The sequence below is a fragment of the Gracilimonas sp. genome, assembly GCF_014762685.1.
In the GTDB taxonomy this organism is placed as follows: Bacteria; Bacteroidota; Rhodothermia; order Balneolales; family Balneolaceae; genus Gracilimonas.
In genome coordinates, this window is the sequence record NZ_JABURM010000005.1 from 2,040,928 (window position 1) to 2,066,214 (window position 25,287).

Genomic DNA, 25,287 nt, shown 5'->3' on the forward strand with positions numbered 1-25,287 from the left:
CAGCTGTCAGAATTTTCAACTGATTGCTCAATACTTAAAACCATGCTAAAAAATTACTTCAAAATAGCCTTTCGTAATCTGTTCAAGAACAAGCTGTATTCCGCCATTAATGTATTAGGACTTGCCCTCGGTATTGCATTTTCATTACTGGTGCTAATGTTCATTCATGATGAATTAACATATGATCAATTCCATACCAATGGTGAAGATATTTACCGGCTCTATCGGCAACCGCTGATGCAGGGCTCTTCCTACGACCCTGATGTATATATGCCCATGCCCACGGCGCAAGCAATGGAAAATGATTTTCCTGAAGTTGAAGAGACCATTCGCTTTATCCCCTTTGGGGCTAATGTAATTCGCAAAGATGGAACCGTATTTGAACAGCCGGGTTTTGTGTTTACTGATCCTTCCATTTTCGAGGTATTCACATTTCCATTACTTTTGGGCGACCCAAACACTGCTCTTCAGAATCCTGGTTCTGTGGTAATCACTGAAGAAATTGCTGCCAAGTATTTTGGGAATAAAAACCCGGTAGGAGAAACCCTTTCGATAAGACTGAACGGGGAATTCAGTGATTTTGAAATAACCGGAGTCGCCAAAAATATCCCTTCCAATTCTACGATCACTTTTAGTGTATTGCTTCCTATTCAGGATGTACTGAGCCGTTTTGACAACTATTCAAGAGTTGAAAACAGCTGGAATTCGACCCGAAATATCACATATATAAAATTGAAAAACGGGACTGATGCTGAATCGGTTCGTGCAAAAATGCCGGACTTTATGACCACCCATATGGGTTCTATTTTTAATGAGATGCGGGAAGAAGGCCGGTTCTCATTCGATGGGCCTCCCATGATCTACCAACTTCAGCCTTTATCTGATATTCATCTTAACCCTGAGGTTCCGGGTGGTTTTACTGAACCCAGCAATCCTACCTATTCTTACATTCTTGGAGCAATTGCATTAGCTGTTCTCCTAATCGCATGCTTTAACTTTATGATCCTTTCCATAGGCAGGTCTGCAAAAAGAGCAAAAGAAGTTGGATTGAGAAAAGTTGTAGGGGCTTTCCGAGGACAGCTGATGGCTCAGTTTTGGGCAGAAGCACTCACTGTTACATTTATCGCTCTTTTAACCGGACTTCTGTTTGTGGAATTTCTGCTGCCCGTCTTCAACGAACTTTCAGGAAAAGAGCTCTCTTTTTCATTTTTATTGGAAAGCAGCTGGGCAATAGCCGTTTTTGGAATGCTCTTTGTACTTACCGGATTAATTGCCGGCAGTTATCCCGCCCTGATACTTTCAAGGTTCAAACCCATCGAATCACTGAAAGAAAAACTTAGTTTTGGAGGTGCTAATACCTTTTCAAAATCGTTGATCATGATTCAATTTGTGATTTCCATTTTCCTGGTGGCAGCTACATTGGGGATGTCGAATCAACTTCAGTTCCTGCAAAACAAAAATCTTGGGTTCTCTGGAGAGCAAGTTGTTGTTATCCCGGTTAATGGATTGGATGGGCAACGTGCTTTAGGCCTTTTCCAGGATGCTCTCTCGCAAGAAACAGGCATCGCGGACATTACTGGAGCCAATGTTTCTTTTGCGACCGGGTTATGGCGCCGGGGTTATCAATATAAAGGTGAAATAAAACAATCAGCTGTCTTCAGAGTTGAGTCAAATTACATAAACACTCTTAAAATGAACTTGGTAGCGGGGCGAAATTTCAATCCTGAATTGGCTTCTGATTCTACCCAAAGCATCATTGTGAATGAAACCTTCTTAGCCGAACATGGACTTGATCTTTCAGCCGTTGGAGAAAGCTTCCCCATTGATTGGGGATGGATGGTAAACCCTATTATTATCGGTGTGGTTGAGGATTTCAACTATCAATCGCTGGAGAACACCATTCAACCGGCCATCATGTATATGAATCCCCGGGACCCCATCTTAAACCTGTTGGTACGTATCCAACCTGATAACATGCCTCAAACCATCGCTAAACTTAGAGAAACATGGGATAACACTATCACCAATGAAATTCCTTTCACTTACAGTTTTCTGGATGAGGATATGAACGAATTATATCGGGCTGAAGAGCGCTGGGCCACGATCATTACTTATAGTTCATTTTTCGCCATTTTTGTGGCTTGTCTGGGGTTGTTTGGATTGGCCAGTATCACTTCCATTCAACGCCAAAAAGAGATTGGTATTCGAAAAGTATTGGGTGCCAGTATACAAGGGATTGTTTTCCTGCTATCGAAAGATTTCGCCAAACTTGTTGCTATATCCATATTGATTGCAACACCTGTTGCCTGGTATGCCCTTACTGAATGGCTGCAAAACTTTGCGTATCGCACCGAAATTGGAATAGGCATTTTCCTGGTAGCCGGAGGTTTTACCTTGGCTGTGGCTTTGCTAACCGTAAGCTGGCAATCTGTAAAAGCGGCCCTGACGAACCCTGTAAAAAGTTTAAGAAGTGAATAGCGCGAAGTGCTTGGAGCAAATCGCATAAAACCATACAAATCATGATTAAAAACTACTTCAAAATCGCGTTCCGAAACCTGTTCAAGAACAAGGTGTATTCTTTTATTAACATCTTTGGGCTTGCGGTGGGTATTGCCTGTTGTTTACTCATTGGATTGTATGTTCATAATGAATGGAGCTATGATGAATTTCATTCTAAGTCTGACCGACTGCACCGGGCTTGGGTACATGAAGATTATGGCAATGACGAGATCTATTTCAATTCGGTAACGCCGTTAATTTTAGCTTCTACCCTCGAGAATAATATCCCTGAAATAGAGGAAACTACTCGATTTTCCAGCTTTTCTAATCCGGTGAAACGACCTGATCAATCGGAATCCGTTTCAGAAACTATCTCCATGGCAGACCCGGTATTTTTTGAAATGTTTGATTTTGAAGTGATACGTGGAGATGTGACTCCTTTCAAAGATAATCCCGGTACCGTTATAATAAGCGAACAAACGGCAAAACAATTCTTTGGAGAAGAAGACCCAATTCAAAAACCCCTAAGCATTCAAATTGGGGATGCATTTACTGATTTTACAGTAGTCGCTGTGACAGAAGATCCTCCCCTTAATTCCAGTATTCAATTTGAGATTCTTATTCCATTTTCAAACGACACCAAAATTTATAGTCAGGGTGCGTTAACAAGCTGGTTCAGCGTTTCTGCAGAAACCTATGTCCTGCTAAGAGAAAACAGTCAAATGGATGAAATTGACGGCAAGATGCAATCCATGATGGTTACTGAACTAGGAAATCGCTACGGTAATGAATTCAATGAAAACGATCTGACCTATACCGTAGGTTTACAACCCATAACCGATATTCATCTGAATACAGAAATCCCAGAGGGAATAGCCTCTGTAAACGACCCCATTTACTCCTACATCCTTGGAGCCATTGCTTTTCTGATCCTGCTCATTGCCTGTGTGAATTTCATGACGCTTGCCATCAGTCGTTCAACCTCCCGGGCCAAAGAAGTAGGGATTCGAAAAACTATTGGAGCAGTACGCCAACACCTGATGTTTCAATTTTGGGGTGAAGCACTTTTAATGACTTTATTTTCATTAGTAGCAGGAATTCTACTCGCAGAACTTCTCCTGCCCCATTTCAACGTGCTATCCGGAACTGAATTGCAGCTCACTTTTAATGTAAACATCCTCATCATGTTTTTAATAGGGGCTGTCTTTATCAGTTTGATCGCCGGGATTTACCCTGCACTTATATTATCCGGGTTTAAACCTGTTGAAGTTCTTAAAGGCAGGGTGAAATTATCCGGGGATAAGAACTTGTTTCGGCAGATCATGGTGGTATTTCAATTTACACTGTCCATCGCTTTGATCGCCGGTACTCTGATCATTTCAAAACAGCTTGATTATATGAGATCTGTCGATCTTGGCTATCAAAAAGAGCAGGTAGTAGTCCTTTCTACAGATTTTAATGCGGGCCCCGGCACTCCGATATCGAAAACTATCGAAGATGCTAACAACCTTAAAGAACGGCTTGAATCAGAACTCGCCGGCGAACCCGGTATAGCTTCTTTCAGTTTATCGGCATTTACTCCGGTACAGTCCGGCGGATGGATATCTGCCGATTACCGGGATCAAAGTGACCGAAAGAGATACTTTCATTTTAATATCGTAGATCATGCGTTTTTAGATACGTACGGAATCAGTGTTTTATCAGGCCGGGATTTTTCTGTCAACAATCCATCTGATAAACGGCGAGCTATCCTTGTAAATCAGGCACTTGTAGATGATTATGGATGGGAAAACCCGATCGGACAACGCCTGCCAGGCCCTAACTTTGAAGACCATGAGATCATTGGCGTGGTTGAGAACTTCCACTATGAATCTTTGCACACAGAAGTTGAGCCGCTCGCATTAACCATCAATCCATCTATATTATTCAGTGGCATTGAAAATATTGGCTTCAGTACATCGCCGACTCCCCGTATTTCCATACAATTCAAAACCCAGGACCTCCCTGCTCTCATGAGTAAATTTGAAGAGACTTGGGCATCGACGGCAGAAGGAGCTCCGTTTAATTATACCTTTGTTGATCAAGCCGTTGACAATCAATACCGGCAGGAAGAACGGTTAAGTCAGATTGTGTTTTTTGGCTCTACCCTTGCTATCATCATTGCTTGCCTTGGATTATTTGGACTAGCCTCCCTGATGATCATTCGCCGAACCAAAGAAATTGGAGTCCGAAAAGTATTGGGTGCAAGTTCAAAAAGTATTGTGCTGTTGGTAAATAAGGAATTCACCAAGCTGGTCGCTATCGCCTTTGTGATCGCTGCTCCAATTGCCTGGTATGGAATGAGTAATTGGCTGCAAGATTTTGCGTACCGTATTGAAATGGGAATCGGAGTCTTTTTACTGGCCGGTATCACCGTCTTGGCAGTAGCCTGGCTGACGGTGAGTTATCAATCTGTGAAAGCAACTTTGATTAATCCTGTTGACAGTTTAAGAAGTGAATAGCGCGAAGCGCTTGGAGCATAGCGCATAGCACGTTGTAGAATTCAACGGCCATGCGCTATGCCCTTTGCGCTCCACATAAAAACAAAAAAGTCATGTTCAAAAACTACCTCAAAATAACCTTCCGAAATCTTAAAAAAGACAAGAGCTACACTTTCATCAACCTAACCGGATTGAGTGTTGGGCTAGCTGTTTGTCTCATTATTGCGCTCTTTATCCAATTCCATTTGGGTTTTGATCGGTTTCATGAAGAATCAGATCGTATCTACAGAATAGCAAAGGAAGATGGCCGACCCGGCGAGCTACAACGGAGTGGAAATATGCAGGGTCCTTTGGCGAGCACGCTAGCTGAAGAGATCCCTGAAGTTGAACAAGCCGTCAGATTGCAAGGGGTCGGTAAGACTTTGATAACCGTTGATAGTGAGTCTTTTTATGATGAAGATATCATAAGGACTGACCCATCCTTCTTCAAAATCTTTGACATTATCCAACTACAAAAAAACACTGAAAATCTGCTAAGTGACAAAAACAGTATAGTTCTTACCAAAGAAATTGCCGAAAAATATTTTGGGAGAGAAGATCCCCTCGGAAAAACGATCACTTTGAATGAGTCTGACAATTATATTGTAACCGGTATTGTTCAAAACCTTCCGGCTCAGTCACATTTTCATTTTTCTATGCTGATCAATATTCCCGATGAGATGTATGGAATAAACATCATGGACTGGAACCGATTTAGTGCTTTCTATACCTATCTATTGCTCGATCAAAACGTAAATCCTGAACAAGTTCTGGAAAAAGTACCTCGGGTGCTGGAAGGTAAAATTCTGGAAGAAACCCTTGCTAATACCTCTTATTTCTTACAGCCGCTTAAGGATATCCATTTGAGATCTGACCTTAGTTTTGAGTTGAGTTCTGACCGCATCATGAGCATCAATTACATCTACTTATTTGCAACCATTGGATTCTTCATTCTATTGATTGCCAGCCTGAACTACATCAACCTTTCTACAGCACGCGCTACTACAAGGCTTAAAGAAGTAGGCGTACGAAAAACAGCAGGTGCAGGAAGAAATAATTTGTTTTGGCAATTTACCGGAGAAATTTTAATTCTCACATTCATTGCAGCTCTGCTTTCTCTGGGAGTGGCTGAACTACTGCTAAATCAGGTTAATGCCTTAATGAATTTAGAACTCAGTACGGCGGCTTTATGGTCACCTCAGTTTTTGAGCGGTTTCTTGCTCGTCGTTTTTCTGACCGGTTTTCTATCGGGAATTTATCCCTCCCTAATGCTATCCTCTTTCAAACCATCTGATGTTCTGAAAGGCAGCCAAAAGGTATTCAGTGGCGGTAGTCTGCGAAAAGGTCTGATCGTGTTTCAGTTTACGGTAAGCATGGTTCTGGTAATTGGCACACTTATTATAGACCGACAGATGTCCTACATCCAGAATAAAAATCTGGGGTTGAATCCTGATCAGGTTTTAAATATTGCGCTTGAAACCAATAGTTCACAAGCTAGTGCTCAATCCTTGATTGATGAACTAAATCAAATCCCTGGAATTGTATCTCACACAGCATCTGCAGGAATACCTGCCAAAGATCACATTCGCCTGTTTCTGTTTTTTAATGAAGATGATGAAGAACCTACTCCCGTATATTTTAATCAAATTGACCGCAACTACATTGAGACAATGGGAATGGAATTAGCATCCGGGCGGAACTTCACTCTCTCCGATTTTGAAAAGGAAAGATCCAAAGCGCTGGTAAACAGATCTCTTATCGATCAACAAGACTGGACAGCTGAAGAAGCTATTGGTCAAAAAATTCAATCGTATGAAATCATTGGAGTACTTCAGAATTATCACTTTCAATCCCTCGAAAATGAAATTGAACCGGCATTAATTACCACTCTGAATGGAAATCCGAGATTTATCTCAGCCCGACTGAATTCTGAAAATATATCATCCACTATGGCACAGATCGAAAATATTTGGCAACAGATCAGCCCCTCTGCCCCCATGCAGTACAGTTTTCTGGATGACACTTTTAACAGCCTGTATCGATCTGAAGAACAATTGGGGATCCTCTTTTCAGGTTTTGCACTGATCACAATAATTATAGCCTGTATGGGATTATTTGGGTTGATGGCTTTCATGGCATCAAAACGGACTAAAGAAATTGGAATTCGGAAAGTACTGGGCGCCTCCATAGCAAATATCGTAGCCCTGCTCTCCACAGATTTTGTAAAACTGGTGATATTGGGATTTGTAATCGCCATCCCCATCGCCTGGTACGCCATGAACCAATGGCTGGCGGATTTTGCGTATAGAATTGAAATTGGCCCCGGCATCTTTGCCCTGGCAGGTGGCGTATCTTTGGTGATTGCTTTACTTACCGTTAGCTGGCAATCCATCAAAGCAGCTCTGGCTAACCCCGTAGAAAGTTTAAGAAGTGAATAAATAATAGCAGTCAGCTCTCAGCTTTCAGCCGTCAGATTAGGCGGACTGAAAGCTGACGGCTGATCGCTGAAAGCTTAAAATCATGCTAAAAAACTACCTCAAAATTGCATTCCGTCATTTGACGAAAAATAAATCCTACACGATCATCAATACACTTGGTTTGGGAGTTGGACTTGCTGCCTGTATTATTATTGGCCTGTGGGTGAATTATGAACTGAGCTATGACGACTATCATAAAAATTCCGAACGGATCTACAGGGTATTGAACGGTGATGTCGCTGCAATTCCTCCTACCCTTGCTCCTGTTTTCAAAAGTGACTACCCAGATCTGGCCAAAGAAGTTGTAAGGTTCTGGCCCATCAAATCGCCTTCTGATATCGTATATGAAGACAAACGTTTTGCCGAACGGAATATCACATTCACTGATCCCGGAATTTTCAACATCTTCACACACCCGATGATCATGGGGGATAAAGAAACAGCTCTTTCTTCCTCCCATCGAATTGTGATCAGTGAATCGATGTCAGAAAAATACTTTGGGGAGGAAACGCCGCTTGGCAAAACCATCAACATGTGGGGTCAGGATCTGGAAGTGACCGGTGTTTTTGAGGATGTCCCTCACAACTCTCACCATCGATATGATTTTCTTGTTCCTATTGAGTTGCTGCATACCTTCATGGGTAATATGATGGAAAACTGGACATGGGCCGGTTTCTATACCTATATGCTTTTGCCTGAAAACATCCAACCCTCACAGGTTGAAACAGCTATCGCCTCAACATTCGATAAATATACCGAAGAAGAATTCCATGCCTCTCAGCTTCAGCCATTGAACGATATCTATTTTCAACCGGCTGAGAAGGATATCGCCGTAACCGGGAATTTCAATTATGTTTTCATTTTGGCAAGCATTGCGATCGTTGTTCTTGTTGTGGCCTGCGTGAATTTCATGAACTTGTCTACGGCCTATTCAACAATCAGGAAAAAAGAAGTTGGGATGCGAAAAACGTTAGGGGCTCAACGCAATCAACTTATCGGGCAGTTTTTGGGTGAGGCTATTCTGCTCAGTTTAATGGGATTGTCTCTAGCACTCATTTTGGTAGAAATCAGCCTCCCCTTCTTTAGCAATTTCACCGGAAACCCATTAGCTATCCCTTTTGAAAATGGTTGGGGTGCTATTTTAGGTTTTATTGGTCTGGCACTTTTTGTAGGTACTTTATCCGGAAGCTATCCGGCTTTTTTCTTATCGCGATTTCGGCCAATTCATGCATTAAAAGATAATTCAAGATCATCTTCATCAGGTGGAGGGCTGCGAAAAGGTCTGGTTGTTTTCCAGTTTGTGATCTCAACCTTCCTCATCGTCGCCGCATTAACTGTGTATTCTCAACTAAATTTCATGCAGGAAAAGGACCTTGGTTTTAGTGACGATCAAGTCATTATTACCGGTGCTGAAAACTATCAGGCCTTTAAAGGAGAACTCGAAAAAACACCCGGTGTACAAAAAGTTTCTGCTGCACAAAGTGTCCCCGGACAACGGTTCCCATATTACCCCATTCGTACTTCAGATATGGCTCCAGACTCTCTGCCCACCATGCGAACATTGCGTGTTAACCCCGGTTTCATTGAGACCCTCGGAATGGAAATGGCTATGGGCAGAAGCTTTGATGAGCAAATCCCAACAGACGCAACCCAGGCATTTGTGATCAATCAAGCTGCTGTAAATTATTTAGGATGGGATGCCCCCATTGGAAAAGAACTCTTTTGGTATGATTTTAGTGAAGATGGATCTTCATTTGAGGCCGCCAAACAAGGGGAAGTAATAGGTGTGGTCGATGATTTCAATTATGCTTCACTGCACAACCCCGTTGAACCTCTTATTATGCATGTTAGCCGTGATATAAATATGACGGTAATAAAATTACATACTGAGAATACCGGTGAGACTATCGCTGCGATCAAGGAGACCTGGAATAGTGTATCACCCGGAAGTTATTTTTGGCACTATTTCCTCGATGATGAACTGGACAGTCAATATGGAGCCGAACAGAAACTGGGGCAAGTATTTGGCGGACTAACTCTGCTTGCACTGTTCATAGCTTGTCTTGGTTTGTTTGGGCTAACCGCCTTTTCCACTCAACAGAGAACCAAAGAAATTGGAATCCGCAAGGTGATGGGTGCCGGCATACAGCAGATCATTCTTCTGCTAAATACCGAGGTTGTCAAAATGGTTACTTTATCGTTGATCATTGCCATCCCGATCGCCTGGTATGCCATGAATCAATGGCTGGCGGATTTCGCATATAGAATTGAAATTGGACCCGGCATCTTTGCCCTGGCAGGTGGCGTTGCATTGGTGATTGCTTTATTTACCGTTAGCTGGCAATCCGTTAAAGCAGCAGTAGCGAATCCTGTAGACAGTTTAAGAAGTGAATAATAATAGCAGTCAGCTCTCAGCTTTCAGCCGTCAGATTAGGCGGACTGAAAGCTGACGGCCGATCGCTGAAAGCTTAAAATTATGATTAAAAACTACATCAAAATAGCTCTTCGAAATCTGAGAAAGAATAAAATCGACTCTGCCATAAGTATTGGGGGATTAGCCGTGGGATTGGCCTGCTGTATCCTGCTGGTTTTTTATGTTCGGTTTGAATGGTCGCACGATAATTTCCATGAGAATGCAGATCAGGTTTATAGGATTACAGATCAAACTACCGTTCCGAGTACAGGTAAAGTACAAAAAAGCCTTACCACCCCTTACCCGTTACCCGCTGCGCTCGATTCTGCATTTCCTGAAATCGATCGCGTATTACACATTGCAGAAAGAGAAGTAAAACTTGAACGGGATGGAAAATTTCGCTCTCAGCCAGTCACCTATACGGACGAAGACTTTTTTGAAGTGTTTACTTTTCCCTTGCTTCACGGAAGTCCTGAATCTGCTTTAGGCAGCCCCGAAAAAGTTGTAATTACCGAGGATATTGCCCAAAGGGTTTTTGGGCAGAAAAATGTTGTTGGAGAAACGCTGACCTTCAAAATGAACGAGCAAAATTATCCCCTTACAGTTTCTGCTGTAGCTCAATCCATTCCAGCTAACTCAAGCATCAAGTTTGAAGTGATTCTTCCCTTTGAAAACTACTTTCGAAATTATGATCCAGAGCAAGCAAAAATGTATCGCGAAAACTGGCATATCGGTTTTGCTGAAACTTGGCTAACCTTAAATGAGTCTTCCGATCCCAAATCTCTGGAGGCTAAATTCCCTGAATTTCTCAAAACCAAATATGGAGATTTCGCAGAGTTCCTTAAAATGGAGATGGGCCTACAAGTATTTGAAGGGGCTTATTTTAACCAAGAATACACCTCTTATATTACCGGAAATAGCAATCCGCTTTATTCAAATATCTTAGGTGGCATTGCATTGATCATTTTAGCCATCGCGGGAATGAACTTCATGAGCCTGACCCTAAGCAGGGCTTACCGACGAAGCCACGAAATGGGCATCAGGAAAGCAGCCGGTGCACAATCCCGGCAAATTCACTTTCAAATCTTTGGTGAGATTCTCCTCACCTGTAGCTTAGCTTTTGTTTTTGGAATGATGCTGGCTGAAATTTCCTCCCCATTTTTCCAACAGTTAACAGGAAAGACTTTTGAAGTTCAGGTTATAAATGATCCCATTCTATGGGGAGTGCTTGCTCTGATGATTCTGCTGGTAACCATTATCACAGGCCTTTATCCCGCTTTAAAGATGTCTCGAAAGAAAGCCTCACTCCTGTTTTCCTCTCAACGATCCGCTGAGCGTATTCCGGTTTTTGTAAAGGGCTTGATCTGTACGCAATTTGCACTCGCCATCGCATTTCTGATCGCCACTTTTACCATGAACCATCAACTCAACTACTTGCTCAACAAAGATCTTGGATTTTCTACATCAAATATAATTACCGTTGAATTAGATATAGAAAGTGAAAAAGGGAAACAAGTTGCGGAACTCTTGAGTAGTGAAGTTCGTCGCTTGCCCGGTATACAACACGTATCGACTATTGGAGGGCATTATCGCTCTGGTAAAGCAGGATTTGGAATGGGAAGGATGATGACATCAACAACACTAGAGGGTTTTGATACTGCCATTACTTTAGAGATTGTGGATGAGTATTACCTTGCAACAATGAATATCGAACTTTTGTCGGGCCGTAATTTTTCTCCCGAACGACCTTCTGATATCCAAAATGGAATTCTTGTAAACCAAACCTTTGTGGAAACAATGGGATGGGAAAACCCGGTGGGCCAAATTATTAGTGACAAAAATGAACGCTGGAGCTCCACAATGGATGGCAAAGAAGTCATTGGAGTGGTCAGTGATTTTCATTTCAAGCCCCTTTACGAACAATTACAGCCCATTGCACTTCAACACATTAACAGTCGCGATTATGGCCCTCCAGGGACTATTTTGGTAAAAACTTCTTCCGGTAATTTAAGTGCAACTATTTCTAGTCTCTCAGAACTCTGGGAAAGCATAGCCCCTGAAGAAATTTTCAACTATAATTTCCTCGATGAAATGGTAGCCCTCCAATACATGGAAGAACAGCGCTGGCGAAATATTATCCAGTTTGCCTCTTTTATGGCTATTGCACTCGCCTGTTTTGGGCTATTTGGTCTTGCTGCCTTGTCCGCCCAACGGAGAACCAAAGAGATCGGCATCCGAAAAGTGATGGGGGCAACATTAACGAATATTGTTACATTACTCTCAAAGGATTTTGTGAAGCTTGTGATTGCAGGCTTTATCATCGCTATACCTATTGCATGGTACGCAATCAATCAATGGCTTAGCGAGTTTGCATACAGAATTGAAGTCGGCCCGGGCATTTTTATATTTGCCGGTGTCATCGCATTGACCATTGCCTTGCTGACGGTAAGCTGGCAATCCATCAAAGCCGCATTGGCGAACCCCGTAGAAAGTTTAAGAAGTGAATAAATAATAGCAGTCAAACTTCAGTTTTCAGCCATCAGATTGAACAGGCTAAAAGCTGAAATTCTTCAACTGTAACGAATCCTAAAACTATTCGTGTAATGAGTATTTGAACCAATCCTTCCATGCCATGCTAAAGAATTATGTAAAGATCGCCTTACGAAATATCCGTAAGAATCCCGGGTATTCGTTTATCAATATCCTTGGACTGGCTGTGGGGATCGCCGCCTGTGTATTGATTTTCCGATACATCTCGTTTGAACTTTCTTATGATAAATATCACAGTAAAGCAGATAGGTTATACCGGGTTACCCTGCAAACTCCTCAACAACAGATTGCATTAACTCCTTCCATTGTATCCCCTGTTTTACAGAGGGAATTCCCGGAAGTAGAGTCAGCTGTTCGCATATATGCATATGGTAACTACAGGCCTGTTGTTGTTCAGTACGAAGACCGGGTATTTGAAGAAAGCAGCTTTGCGGCAGCCGATTCAAGCCTTTTCGATTTATTCGACTTCGAATTATTGGCCGGAAATGCCCGCTCGGCTCTAAAACGACCCGGCACTATCGTAGTGAGTAATAGTATGGCTCGAAAATATTTTGGAGATACCAATCCCATTGGCAAAACCCTGACCATCACTACAACCGGCACCGTTGAATATGAAGTAACCGGTGTGATGAAAGACATTCCGAATAATAGTCACTTCCGTTTTGACATCATTGCATCACTTGAAACCTATCGAAGCTGGGGTCAATTATCCGATACAGAATTACAAGGGTCTCAATTTTACACTTATATCGCACTTCAGGACGGTGTCGATCCAACGGCTGTTGAGAGTAAAATTAACACTTTTGTACAACAGAGCCTTGCTGAGTCCCGTCCTTTTGAGCTTCCCCTGCAGCCGGTAACCAATATTCACCTTCACTCAAATATTGATCATGAAATACAACCACAAGGCGATTTCCGTTATGTGCTTGCCGCCGGTATCACCGCTCTGTTAATATTGATTATTGCCTGTATCAACTATATGAATCTTGCTACGGCACGCTCTGTTCGTCGGTCAAGGGAAGTCGGTATCCGAAAAGTTATGGGATCGGGCCGGAAAGAATTGATGGGGCAGTTTTTTGGCGAATCTGCTTTCCTGACTTTCATCTCTCTGTTAGTATCTCTCTTTTTAGTAGAATTATTTGCTCCCGGATTCTTCCGGTTAACCGGACAAACGTTGCCCATTAATTTCACCGATCCTCTCCTTCTATTATTATTGGCGGGTATTGGCATTTTGGTGACATTATTAGCCGGAAGTTACCCCGCATTGGTGCTTTCATCGTTTCAGCCTTCAGCGGTATTAATGGGTGGCAGAACCACTACTGCAGGTAATACATCTCTCAGAAAAGCACTGGTAGTGTTTCAATTTGGGATTTCCGTATTTCTGATCATCGGCACCCTGGTTGTTCACAATCAAGTAGACTATATCCAAACGAAAGAGCTCGGCTTCAATAAAGAGAATGTGGTTGCTCTTACATCTTATGGCGAAGTTGAAAACAGATTTGAAGCTTTCCGATCAGAATTAAGTCAGATTCCGGGCATTGGACAAATAACCATGGCTTCACACTCTCCGGTAGAAATTGGCTCCGGATACAAAATTGATGTCGATGGAATTAACGAAGACCCTGATTTTGTCATCAACGGACTTCGGGCCCGACCAGAATTCACGGATATGTTTAACATAGAAATCATCGCCGGTGATCCTATATCTGAAAATAACTTCTCAGCAACCAACCGGGAAGAAAATCCGGAATACGCTTTCCTTGTTAACGAAAAAACAGCGCAGGTCTTTGGGGTGGAACCCGAAGAACTGATCGGAAGAAGAACCGAAGTGCACGACCGCATTGGTACTATTGTAGGAGTCGTAGATAACTTTCACTTTTCAAGCCTCCACAATGAAATTGAACCTCTCATGATCTTCCCTCAGGATGGATTCAATAAATTATTGGTAAAACTAACTTCCTCTGATATTGAAAATGCCCTGCACTCACTCGAGGCTTCATGGGAGAGCTTTTTCCCAACCATTCCGTTCGAATACCAATTTGTGGACCAGCAGTTTGATGCCCTGTACCGCTCTGAAACCCAGATTGGATATATATTTACCGGCTTTTCGCTGCTGGCTATTTTTGTAGCCTGCCTGGGACTTTTTGGATTATCTTCCTACATGGTAGAACAGCGCACACGGGAAATTGGTGTTCGCAAAGTGCTCGGTGCTTCCTTATTCAATATTCTTGGACTATTTTCAATGGATTTCCTGAAATTGGTCATTACCGGATTTTTGCTGGCCGTGCCGGTAGCTTGGTTTGTAATGAGTGACTGGCTTCAAAACTTTGCATACCGTATCGACATCAGTTACAATATTATGTTAATTGCCGGAGGTCTCACTTTATTGATCACCGTTATGACCGTTAGTTACCAAGCCGTGAAAGCAGCTTTACTAAACCCCGTAGAAAGTTTAAGAAGTGAATAGTCCGAATCGCTCGGAGCAGAGCGCATGGCTCGTTGCAAAATCCAACGGCCATGCACTTTGCCCTCTGCGCTCGGCATAAAAACACCTCAACTGTAACGATTCTTAAAAGTACCCGTGTAATGTTCTGAACCAAATTTCTGAGATCATGCTAAAGAACTATATAAAGATCGCCTTAAGAAATATCCGCAAGAACCCCGGATATTCATTCATTAACATATTCGGACTCGCCTTGGGTATGGGAGTTTGTATCCTCATTCTGCTGTATGTAAAGTACGAACTGAGTTATGACAAATATCATGATAATTCAGACCGTATTGTACGGGTAAGCCGCGCCTGGTTCAATCAAGATGGAGAAACCAGTTTACATCTTGGTCACGCCGCCCCTCCATTCGGACCCATGCTGGAAAATGATTTTGAGGGAACCGTAGAAGAAATGGTGCGTTTTTTCGAGGTTAATCCACTCCTTCGGTATGAGGATAAATCCTTTGTAGAAAACCGGTTCTTTTTTGCTGACCCCGAGGTTTTCAACATGTTTTCCTGGGAGATGATTGAAGGCGACCCGGCTACGGCCCTTACTTACCCCGATGGCATCGTGCTCACCGAGAGCATGGCCCGAAAATATTTTGCAGAAGAAGATCCAATGGGCAAATCTATTCAGTTTGAGGCACAGGGGGTTACCCTTCCTTTACAAGTGAGAGGCATTGTTGAAGACGTACCTGAGAACTCACACTTTCAGTTTGATTTTCTTGCCTCTATGGAACCGGTAGTACAGTTCTATGGGGGGCAGGCAGCCATGATGCAGAATTTTGGGAGCAACAATTTCGCCACCTACCTCCTGCTTCCTGAGGATTATGATTATCACCGACTCCAGGATCAAATTGCTGCCTTCATGGATCGGAATTTAGGACAGGAAGGTCATGACCGGCCTGCCTCTGAAGGAACCATGCTTTTCCTCCAACCCCTCACTGATATCCATCTTCATTCTAATCTGGATTCTGAAATTGAGGCCAACAGCCGCATTGAGTATATCTATATCTACACGGCGATTGCTCTTTTTATCCTGATCATTGCTTGCATCAACTTCATGAACCTGAGCACCGCCCGATCAGTAAAACGCGCCGTTGAAGTCGGCTTGAGAAAAGTGATTGGTGCAGACCGGGCTTCCCTAATCCGCCAGTTTATAGGGGAATCTATGGTGATGGCACTGCTGTCTCTATTCCTTGCCATCTTTTTGGTGGAATTGATTCTCCCCTATGCCAATGATTTCATCGACAAAAACCTGAGCTTAAATTTATTGCAAAACTATACACAGCTGATTGGGTTGATCGGAATTGTGGGTTTCGTTGGTTTGGTAGCCGGAAGTTACCCTGCTTTTTTCTTGTCAGGATTTGAGCCGGCAAGCGTACTCAAAGGAACTTTTAAAGCCGGAAAGATTCATGAACGATTCCGGTCTGTACTGGTAGTTACCCAATTTGCCATTTCCATTGCATTGATTACCTGCATGCTGGTAGTGTACACGCAGCTTGACTTCATGAGAAATAAAGACCTGGGTTTTGACAAAGAAAATATTGCCGTACTGCCGGTCAGTCAACAAATTACTTCTAATTATGAAAATATCCGCCAGAGGTTATTATCACATCCCGGGATTCTCAATGTTTCTATGGCAAGCCGGGTTCCCTCGGGACGCCTTCTCGATTCCCAAGGTACCTCAGCAGAAGTAAATGGGGAGCTTAGAGAAATTGATTTTAGGATTGCAGATATCCATGTTGCCCATAATTACATCGAAACCTTTGATATTGATTTGGTGGCAGGGCGAAACTTTGATATTAATCTCGCCAGTGATTCAACTGAATCATTTATTTTGAACGAATCAGCCGTTCGCACCATTGGTTGGTCTTCTCCTCAAGAAGCCATTGATAAAGAATTCCATTACGGAAGCCGGCGGGGACGAATTATCGGCGTTGTCCAGGATTTTAACTTCGAATCGCTGCATCAACCTATCGCCCCTATCGTATTCTTGATTCCTGATGACCGAATTAGCAGCGTGGCCGTAAAAATCCGCGATAATGAACGGGAAGCTGCCCTTGATTTCCTGGAAGAACAATGGGCTACTCTCCGTCCCGGATATCCATTTTCATACTACTTTGTTCAGGATAATTTTGACGAGCAGTATGAAGCCGAAGAACGACTGGGAACCTTATTCGGATTTTTTGCCATCCTCGCGATCATCATTGCTGCACTTGGATTATACGGTATGGCATCCTTTTCCACACAACAACGAATAAAAGAAATCGGTGTTCGAAAGGTACTGGGGGCCACCGTTTCACAGATCGTTTTACGGCTTTCAACCAAATTTACCGCCTTGGTGTTAATAGCCATAGGTATCGCCATCCCGGTTGCCTGGTTTACAATGAAACAATGGCTCTCAAATTTTGCCTACCAGATTGATATTCCCATTTGGACTTTTACGCTGGCGGGTATAACTGCGCTTTTAATTGCATTAGCTACCATCAGCTGGCAATCCATTAAAGCAGCAATGACGAACCCCGTAGAAAGCTTAAGAAGTGAATAGCGCGAAGCTCTCGGAGCAAAGCCAATAACAAATAAAAAATATGATCCAACTAAGAGACATCGACAAATACATCGACAAACGGTTCCAGCGAACCTTCATCCTGAAGGGCATTAACCTGGATATCAAGGAAGGGGAATTCGTAACTATTATGGGTCCAAGTGGCGCCGGGAAATCTACCCTGTTAAATATTTTAGGCTTCTTGGACGATGCTTCTGAGGGCGAATATAAATTTTTGGGAGAACATGTTCATAACCTCAGCGAAAAACAGAAATCCAAGTATCACAAATCTTATATCGGATTTGTGTTTCAGGCTTATCATTTAATTGATGAACTCACCGTTTATGAAAATATCGAGATGCCTCTTCTCTACCGAAATGTTAATGGGAAGCAGCGAAAGGCAATGGTAGCTGATATCCTGGATCGATTTAACATTGTTGCCAAAAAGGATTTATTCCCACCACAACTTTCCGGGGGGCAGCAGCAGATAGTAGGTGTAGCTCGCGCCATTATTGGGAATCCAAAATTGATACTTGCTGACGAGCCAACCGGAAATCTTCACTCCGAACAAAGCGAACAGATCATGGAAATGTTCAAAAAACTGAATGACGAAGGAGTCACCATCATACAAGTTACTCACTCCGAGAAAATGGCAGGTTATGGAAACCGGATCATCAACCTGAAAGACGGGGCTTTGATACAAGAAAACCCGTACGAATCTTAACCGGCTCACCTGTTCCTAAATTATATGTAATCTGAAATCAAAATTAACCCTCAATCAAGAACAACGCAGCAAATCGGGCATTTTCTTTGATATCACAACCGGTTTCCGGAACCGTAAAATTCAAAGAAAGGGTACCTACAGCTTCACCGGAGGCTATTAAATACGTATTGCTAATTAATCCAGCTTCCTGTGTATGAATATGAGGAGAAACAATGGCTGTATAATTTTGGCCTTCATTGATGGATTCGTTAAAAAAAGCCCGGTATGTTCCTTTTTTTAATTGCCACCATCCATATTTATCATCGGAATTTTTTTTCTCTGCAGAAACAGGTACCGATTGAGCAGCCTTGAATTCGCTTCCTCCAAAATCCAGGGAACCGGAACCTGTTAACAGATGTATCTCCGAAACCGTCAAATCAATGTGGCGTTCATGCTGTTGTGTATCCTTATGTACTATATTTGAAAGGTACTTTAATACTTCGTCCGATTGTAACAGCGACATTTTTAGCACTCCATTTTTTATTGTTTTCACTTATGTTCATAACAACCATATCGCAATATTTCATTCATTGATTTATCATCGTTAAATCGTTTTTTTCATGTTTAGTCTTTTAAAAAATTCTTTAAAGGAAATTCTTCATTAGAAGAAAGCATTCCCGAACCGGATTACCATGCATTAATTAACACAATCAAAGAGTAAGATATAATATGGGGCACTGACAAGTTTTAACAAGCAGGAACTTGATTATGAACCTCCTTTCCCGTTAAATACTTGCAGAATAAAATTCACTTAACCTCTTCCTCCCATGAAAAAAGCTCTCTCTACTGCCCTCCTGATTATGTCAATGTTTATCCTTAACAGTGCTGTATTAGCACAAGACAAAGTGCTGACAATTGACGATTATGACCGCTGGTCTCGCATTGTTGGAGCTGAAATTTCTAATAACGGGGATTGGATGGCTTACGGCCTGCGTCCTAACGGCGGTGACGACACTCTGCATGTCATTTCATTGAGTAATAACTCCGAATTCAGCATTCCCCTTGCTCAAAATGTCAGCTTTTCAGATGATAGTAAATGGGTCACTTATACCATTACTGTCGACAAAGATACACGCAAGAAAATGACTGAGAGCAAAGAAAAAATTTATAATCAAGCTGAGTTACTAAATCTTGAAACAGGAGAAAAATATACGGTTGACCGCTCAGCCGGTATGGAATTCTCCATGAATGGAAAATTTTGGACTGTCCACCGCGAAAAGCCCGAGTCAGATAAAAGCAAGCATAAAGGCAGTGATTTGATAGTACGCGACCTCCGGGATGGCACCGTAATTAATATTGGAAACGTATCGGAATTTGCATTCAACAAGAAAAGCACCATGCTAGCCTATCTTATAGACGCCAGTGAAAAGGAAGGGAACGGGTTATATCTCAAGAACCTGGATACCGGCATTCTTACTACCCTCGATTCTGACACGGTTTCTTACACAAATTTAAGCTGGGATGATGAAAATGCACAGCGTTCCGAATGGAATCAAAAAGGAAACGGGCTTGCTGTATTAAAAGGAATAACCATTGACAGCTTAGCTCATCCTAAAAATAAATTATTGATAGCTCGCAACCTGGATTCCGGGTTAACTAAAACGTTATTAGATCCTGATGCTCAACCTAATTTTCCTGACAATATGGTAATAAGCGGAAATAGAGATCTTTCCTGGAGCACCAGCAGTGAATTGGTTTTCCTGGGGTTTCGCGAACAGGAACATAAATTAAAAATGGACAAAGATACCGTTGCCAATGTAGATGTTTTCCATTGGAAGGACGACCGCATCCAAACGGTACAGGAACGACAGGCAACAAGAGACCTCCGATTTACTTATATAGCTTCTTTTAACCCCGAAAAATCCACTTTTACACGTCTAACCGATGAAAGCATGCGTGATTTAAATATCTCGGATCATAATCGGTTTGGGATCGGCCGCGATGAAAAACCTTATACTGATGATTTAAACTGGGGCGTCTCGCCAGCAGATTTGTACCGGATTAACCTTCAAAACGGTGAGCGTACACTTTTTTCCGAAAATGTTAAACGTACTAATGGAGTTTCTCCGGACGGGCGTTATTTCCTGTATCAAAAAATAGCAGCGCAAGACACCATGTTATATGTATATGATGTGGAACAAAACACCAATACCAATTTATCTGAAGCTGCACCTGTACAGTTTACGAATACCGATCACCCCTATCCGCACGAAAGTCCGACTTTTGGCGTAGCCGGATGGACCAAAGACGGCGAGCATGTAATCTTGAATCACAAATACGATCTCTGGATGCTGAAGCTGAATGGCTCAAAGGCTGAGAATATTACCGGTGGTTTAGGCGAACAGGAGAAAATAATTTTCAGGTATGAAAAGCTGGACGATAACGAAGAATACATCGATACCTCCGGTAAATTATTGCTTTCGGCCTTTGGCGAGTGGACCAAGAAAAACGGATTTTACGAACTAAACATAGGTGATACGCCCGAACCTCTTTTGTATGAAGACGCGAATTTTGGAAACCCGGAAAAAGCCCGCGATGCGAACCGAGTAATACTTACCCGCCAGACTTTTGTAGACTTCCCGGATTATTATCAAACCGATTCAAAGTTTAATAACCTCGTAAAAATCACGGATGCCAACCCTCAGCAAAAAGAATATGCCTGGGGAGAAAGAGTGCTGGTTGACTACAAAAATAGCCGCGGAATTAAACTCCAGGGTACGCTTACATTGCCTGCTAATTATGAACCCGGCAAGAAATACCCGATGATTGTGTATTTCTACGAAAAAATGTCTGACCGCCATCATCAATATTCCATGCCCGTTTATGATGACCGCCCGCACATGTCAACCTATGCCAGCAACGGGTACCTGGTATTTATGCCAGACAATGTTTTTCAGTTTGGAAGACCCGGAACAAGCTCTCTCGATTGCATCACATCTGCTACTCAAAAAGTAATTGACCTTGGCTATGCTGATCCAGAGCAAATAGGGTTGCAAGGTCATAGCTGGGGAGGTTATCAATCGTCGTTTATTCTTACACAAACCGACATGTTTGCAACCGTGGTAACAGGGGCTCCGCCTACAAATCTAACCAGTTTCTATAATAATATCTATGGAAGCACAGGTACAAATCATCATGGAATTATGGAAATAGGACAAGTACGTATGGGGCGTGATGTCACCCCCTGGAGCCACCTCGAAGACTATCAGCGGGAAAACCCCATGTTCCATGCCCCCGATATTGAAACACCATTTATGATTCTGCACGGAACGGATGACGGGGCGGTAGACTGGATGCAAGGGCTGGAATTCTATAACGCTGCCCGCCGTCTCGATAAAGAAGTTGTGCTTCTATCCTATCCAGGGGAGGGACACCATTTAGGGAGAGAGGCCAACCAAATTGATTTCCAAATCAGAATGAAGCAATGGTTTGACCATTATGTAAGAAACGCACCTGCGGCTGATTGGATATCGAATGGTATCCCCTACATTGACAAAAAGTATAATAAGGCAGAATAGATCTTGATAAACCATCTCTTGCTATTGCAACAGTTAAAAAAAGCTTTGATGGCAACACCACATCAGGGTAATACGACCGGATGGGTTCTATGATGGGTTTTTTTTTCGTAAACCTGTACAATTGACATTAACCTGTGATCTTCAAACATTTTACCTAAAAATTGTAAGCCAGCAGGTAAATTTCCCGGGAGGTAACCCATAGGTACTGTGATGGCAGGCTGCCCCGTATGTGGAGCAATAATGTGGTTATTATCTCCTGTTATTGCTTGCACAGTTCCAGCCTTAGCAGGGGATCTGTTCCATGACGGGTATATGATTGTACTCACTCTGTAGATACTCATTGCTCTTTCAATAGCCTGCCTGAATTCAATACGCCTTACATCTGTGAACACGTCAGTACAAACATTTTCACCCTTTAAATTATTGTATCTCTGATAGTTAAGAAGGTCATTCTTTATGTAGGGGGAATATTTACCCGACGCAATTATTTCATCTAAACTTCTGACAGGTACATCGTCTTCCAAACTCGAAAGAAATAGGTTAAGATCTTCCTGAAAGGTTGGGCACCACTGATTATGTCTCAAAGAATCAAATCCTGCTACTTCAAACGGATCTACGATCTCAGCACCCTGCTTCCTAAGGTCTGATATGGCTTTTTCAAACAATTTACTCACTTCCGGGCTTGCATACATACTGATCCTTCTGAACACACCGATTCTAACACCCTTCAGATCTGTCTTATTCATACGGTCTATATAGCTTTCAGGAACCATATTTAACCCATATTCTGTTAACTGATCTTTTTCATCGTAACCGTTTATGATCTCTAAAACACGGGCTGCATCTTCCATTGATCGTGTCATAGGGCCGGGCATGTCATTTCTTAAATTTAAAGGTACAATGCCATTTCTACTCGTAAGCCCCATGGAAGGTCTGACACCAATTAACGCATTGTGCGAAGCCGGTCCTCTAATTGAACTTCCGGTATCTGTCCCCAATCCGATAATCCCAAAATTTAAAGCAATAGCTGCAGCTGTTCCGCCACTTGACCCCGCAGTTGTATATTTTAGGTTATATGGATTTAATGTCTCACCGGCAGTTGAACTAATAGAGACGTTGGCATTGATTCCCCACTCAGCCATATTGGATTTCGCCAGAATTATTGCACCTGCTGCTTTAAGTCTTTTTATGATTGTGGCATCTTTTTTTGGTATATACCCCTTAAGAGCCAATGAGCCCGCAGTCGTTTCAATTCCACTTGTACTGATGTTATCCTTAACTATGACCGGAATGCCATGAAGTGGTCGTAATTTTCCGATTTCTTTAAACTCTTTATCCAATAACCGGGCTTCTTCAATTGCCTTCGGATTAGTGACAGTTATTGCGTTAATACCGGCAGCCTTGTCAATTTTGTCAATCCGACTGATGTAACATGATATGAGTTCTTCAGCCGTCAAACTTTTATCTAAAAAAGCTTCATGAACACTTCTGATATCTGCATCTTTCAGGTCAAAAGATCCACATTTATCTAACTGACCTCCCACTGAAGACAAGTTTTGATGACCCAAAGCATGAATTGAAGTGGACCATAAAAGTAATCCCAGAGAAAGCGCTATTATTTTCATTATTTCCGATCTATCTACTCGCTATACTAAAGTAATTTACCTTTTTATTTTACCTTTCATTCCTTTTAATTATGACAGAATAAGATTTTACAAATCCTTTAATAAGTTTTGATGAAGAAGCCCTATCACAAAGCGTTATTACTGAAATAATAACTAATACAAAACCGATTCCCGGTAATTTGACAGTTCATAATATCAGATCATCATAATCATTAAAAACATCCCCATGTACAAAGTTACCTGTTTACTCATCTCTTTTATTATTTTTACACCGCTATCTTCCCTGGCTCAAAATCAGGCTGTTCAAGCTGTTCAGGACTACCGGAATGAACATGCCCACCGGATTTTATCGGATTATATGGAACTGCTTCGCATTCCCAATGTTGCTTCTGATATTGAGAACATCAAAAAGAACTCAGATTTTCTTACAGCCGCTTTTGAAAAGAGGGGTGCCTCCATGGAACTGCTTACTTTACCTGATAAGCCTGATGTTCCGCCGGTTATTTACGGAGAAATTGATACACCCGGTGCCGAACGTACTTTGATTTTCTATGTTCATTATGATGGCCAGCCGGCCGATCCTAAAAACTGGACACATAATCCCTGGGAACCTACCCTATACTCCGGCTCGATGGAACAAGATGGAAAACCAATCGCATTCCCTGAACCAAGCGAATATATAAACCCGGAATGGAGAATCTACAGCCGCTCTGCCTCTGACGATAAAGTCCCTTTTCCTGCAATCCTTGCAACACTGGAAGCACTGAATGAATCTGAAATCTCCCTCACCTCTAACATTAAATTCTTTTTCGATGGCGAAGAAGAGGCTGGCTCACCCAACGTCAGGGAATACCTGGAGCGATACAAAGACAAGTTTGAAGGAGACCTTTGGGTTTTCCTCGATGGCCCAAAACACCAAAGCGGTCGGCCACAAGTTGTTTTTGGAGTGAGAGGAGTTACCGGAATGGAAATCACCGTTTATGGCCCTTCCCGCCCTTTGCATAGCGGCCATTACGGGGGATGGTCTCCCGTGCCGGGACAAATGCTTGCGAACTTATTAGCAAGCATGAAAAATGAAACCGGAGAAATCCTGATTGAAGGCTTTAATGATTCAACTGCTCCCATCACTGAAGCCGACCGGAAGGCCTTTGCCACACTGCCTGATTATGATGCTCAAATCCAAAAAGAACTTGGCCTCAGCTGGACTGAATTTGAAAACCGATCCCTGATCGAAAGTTTTATGTATCCCACTTTGACCATACGGGGACTCAGCAGCGGTAATACCGGAGAACTGGCGCGAAACGTAATTCCTACCACAGCTACCGCTTCACTGGGGATTCGCCTGGCTAAAGGGAATGACCCGCAAGACATGCAAGATAAAGTAGAAGCACATATCCAAAAGCAAGGATACCACATTGTCCGGGATACCCCTGGTACAGAAACCCGTCTCAAACATCGTAAAATTGCCAAAGTAACCCGCGGAGGCGGATACCCGGCCATGCGGACTTCTATCGATAATCCCATGGCCCAACAGATTGTTGAGGCTATTGAGCAGGCAGCCAATGAAGAAGTCATTCTCTATCCATCTTACGGAGGCACCCTTCCGATCTTTCATTTCGAAGAAGTGATGCAAACGCCCATTGTAATTGTTCCCATTGCCAATCACGACAACAATCAGCATGCTCCGGATGAAAATATCCGAATTGGCAACATTTGGTATGGAATGGACATCTACTCTTCCATTTTTACAATGGAATAAAACTTTATGGCCCTAAGATGTACAGTTTCGAACATTTGCTGTTTACAAATGAACACTTCCAGCCTACAAAAACAGCATGAGGCTGGTTTTAGAAGCAAGATATTAATTGGCACATTTCTTGAATAAAG

General features: G+C 42.5%; 12 protein-coding genes. 10 read left to right on the plus strand and 2 right to left on the minus strand.

Going from position 1 to position 25,287, the window contains the following annotated elements:
* Window positions 1-42: 42 nt before the first annotated feature.
* From HUJ22_RS09250 to HUJ22_RS09285, 8 genes are all read left to right on the plus strand, one after another.
* Window positions 43-2,478, plus strand: a complete 2,436-nt coding sequence (locus HUJ22_RS09250) for an ABC transporter permease (protein ID WP_290876500.1) — start codon at window positions 43-45, stop codon at window positions 2,476-2,478.
* Window positions 2,479-2,519: 41 nt separating this feature from the next.
* Window positions 2,520-5,000 (plus strand): ABC transporter permease, encoded by a 2,481-nt coding sequence (locus HUJ22_RS09255; protein ID WP_290876502.1) that lies wholly within the window; start codon window positions 2,520-2,522, stop codon window positions 4,998-5,000.
* 92 nt (window positions 5,001-5,092) lie between these two features.
* Complete coding sequence (locus HUJ22_RS09260; protein ID WP_290876504.1) at window positions 5,093-7,456, plus strand: ABC transporter permease; 2,364 nt, start codon at window positions 5,093-5,095, stop codon at window positions 7,454-7,456.
* Window positions 7,457-7,538: 82 nt separating this feature from the next.
* Window positions 7,539-9,890, plus strand: coding sequence for an ABC transporter permease (locus HUJ22_RS09265; protein WP_290876506.1), 2,352 nt, complete (start codon window positions 7,539-7,541; stop codon window positions 9,888-9,890).
* Between the two features lie 81 nt (window positions 9,891-9,971).
* Complete coding sequence (locus HUJ22_RS09270) at window positions 9,972-12,416, plus strand: ABC transporter permease (RefSeq protein ID WP_290876508.1); 2,445 nt, start codon at window positions 9,972-9,974, stop codon at window positions 12,414-12,416.
* A 124-nt stretch (window positions 12,417-12,540) separates the two neighbouring features.
* The gene (locus HUJ22_RS09275; RefSeq protein WP_290876510.1) at window positions 12,541-14,925 is read left to right on the plus strand and encodes an ABC transporter permease; all 2,385 of its coding nucleotides are present in this window, start codon (window positions 12,541-12,543) and stop codon (window positions 14,923-14,925) included.
* A 145-nt stretch (window positions 14,926-15,070) separates the two neighbouring features.
* The gene (locus HUJ22_RS09280; RefSeq protein ID WP_290876512.1) at window positions 15,071-17,497 is read left to right on the plus strand and encodes an ABC transporter permease; all 2,427 of its coding nucleotides are present in this window, start codon (window positions 15,071-15,073) and stop codon (window positions 17,495-17,497) included.
* A gap of 40 nt (window positions 17,498-17,537) precedes the next feature.
* Window positions 17,538-18,218, plus strand: coding sequence for an ABC transporter ATP-binding protein (locus HUJ22_RS09285; protein ID WP_290876514.1), 681 nt, complete (start codon window positions 17,538-17,540; stop codon window positions 18,216-18,218).
* Between the two features lie 43 nt (window positions 18,219-18,261).
* On the opposite strand, the gene HUJ22_RS09290 is transcribed toward HUJ22_RS09285, so the two are convergent.
* Complete coding sequence (locus HUJ22_RS09290; protein WP_290876516.1) at window positions 18,262-18,720, minus strand: hypothetical protein; 459 nt, start codon at window positions 18,718-18,720, stop codon at window positions 18,262-18,264.
* Between the two features lie 304 nt (window positions 18,721-19,024).
* On the opposite strand from HUJ22_RS09290, the gene HUJ22_RS09295 reads away from it, so the two are divergent.
* Window positions 19,025-21,775: a prolyl oligopeptidase family serine peptidase gene (locus HUJ22_RS09295; RefSeq protein ID WP_290876518.1), complete on the plus strand. Its 2,751-nt coding sequence runs from the start codon at window positions 19,025-19,027 to the stop codon at window positions 21,773-21,775.
* Window positions 21,776-21,837: 62 nt separating this feature from the next.
* Here HUJ22_RS09295 and HUJ22_RS09300 read toward each other — a convergent pair whose 3' ends face one another.
* A complete protein-coding gene (locus HUJ22_RS09300; RefSeq protein WP_290876520.1) occupies window positions 21,838-23,400 on the minus strand; it encodes an amidase family protein in 1,563 nt (520 codons plus the stop codon).
* 226 nt (window positions 23,401-23,626) lie between these two features.
* Between HUJ22_RS09300 and HUJ22_RS09305 the strand changes: the two genes are divergently transcribed.
* Window positions 23,627-25,159 carry a M20/M25/M40 family metallo-hydrolase gene (locus HUJ22_RS09305; RefSeq protein WP_290876523.1) on the plus strand — a complete coding sequence of 511 codons (1,533 nt, stop codon included), beginning with the start codon at window positions 23,627-23,629 and terminating at the stop codon, window positions 25,157-25,159.
* The last annotated feature ends 128 nt before the right edge of the window (window positions 25,160-25,287 follow it).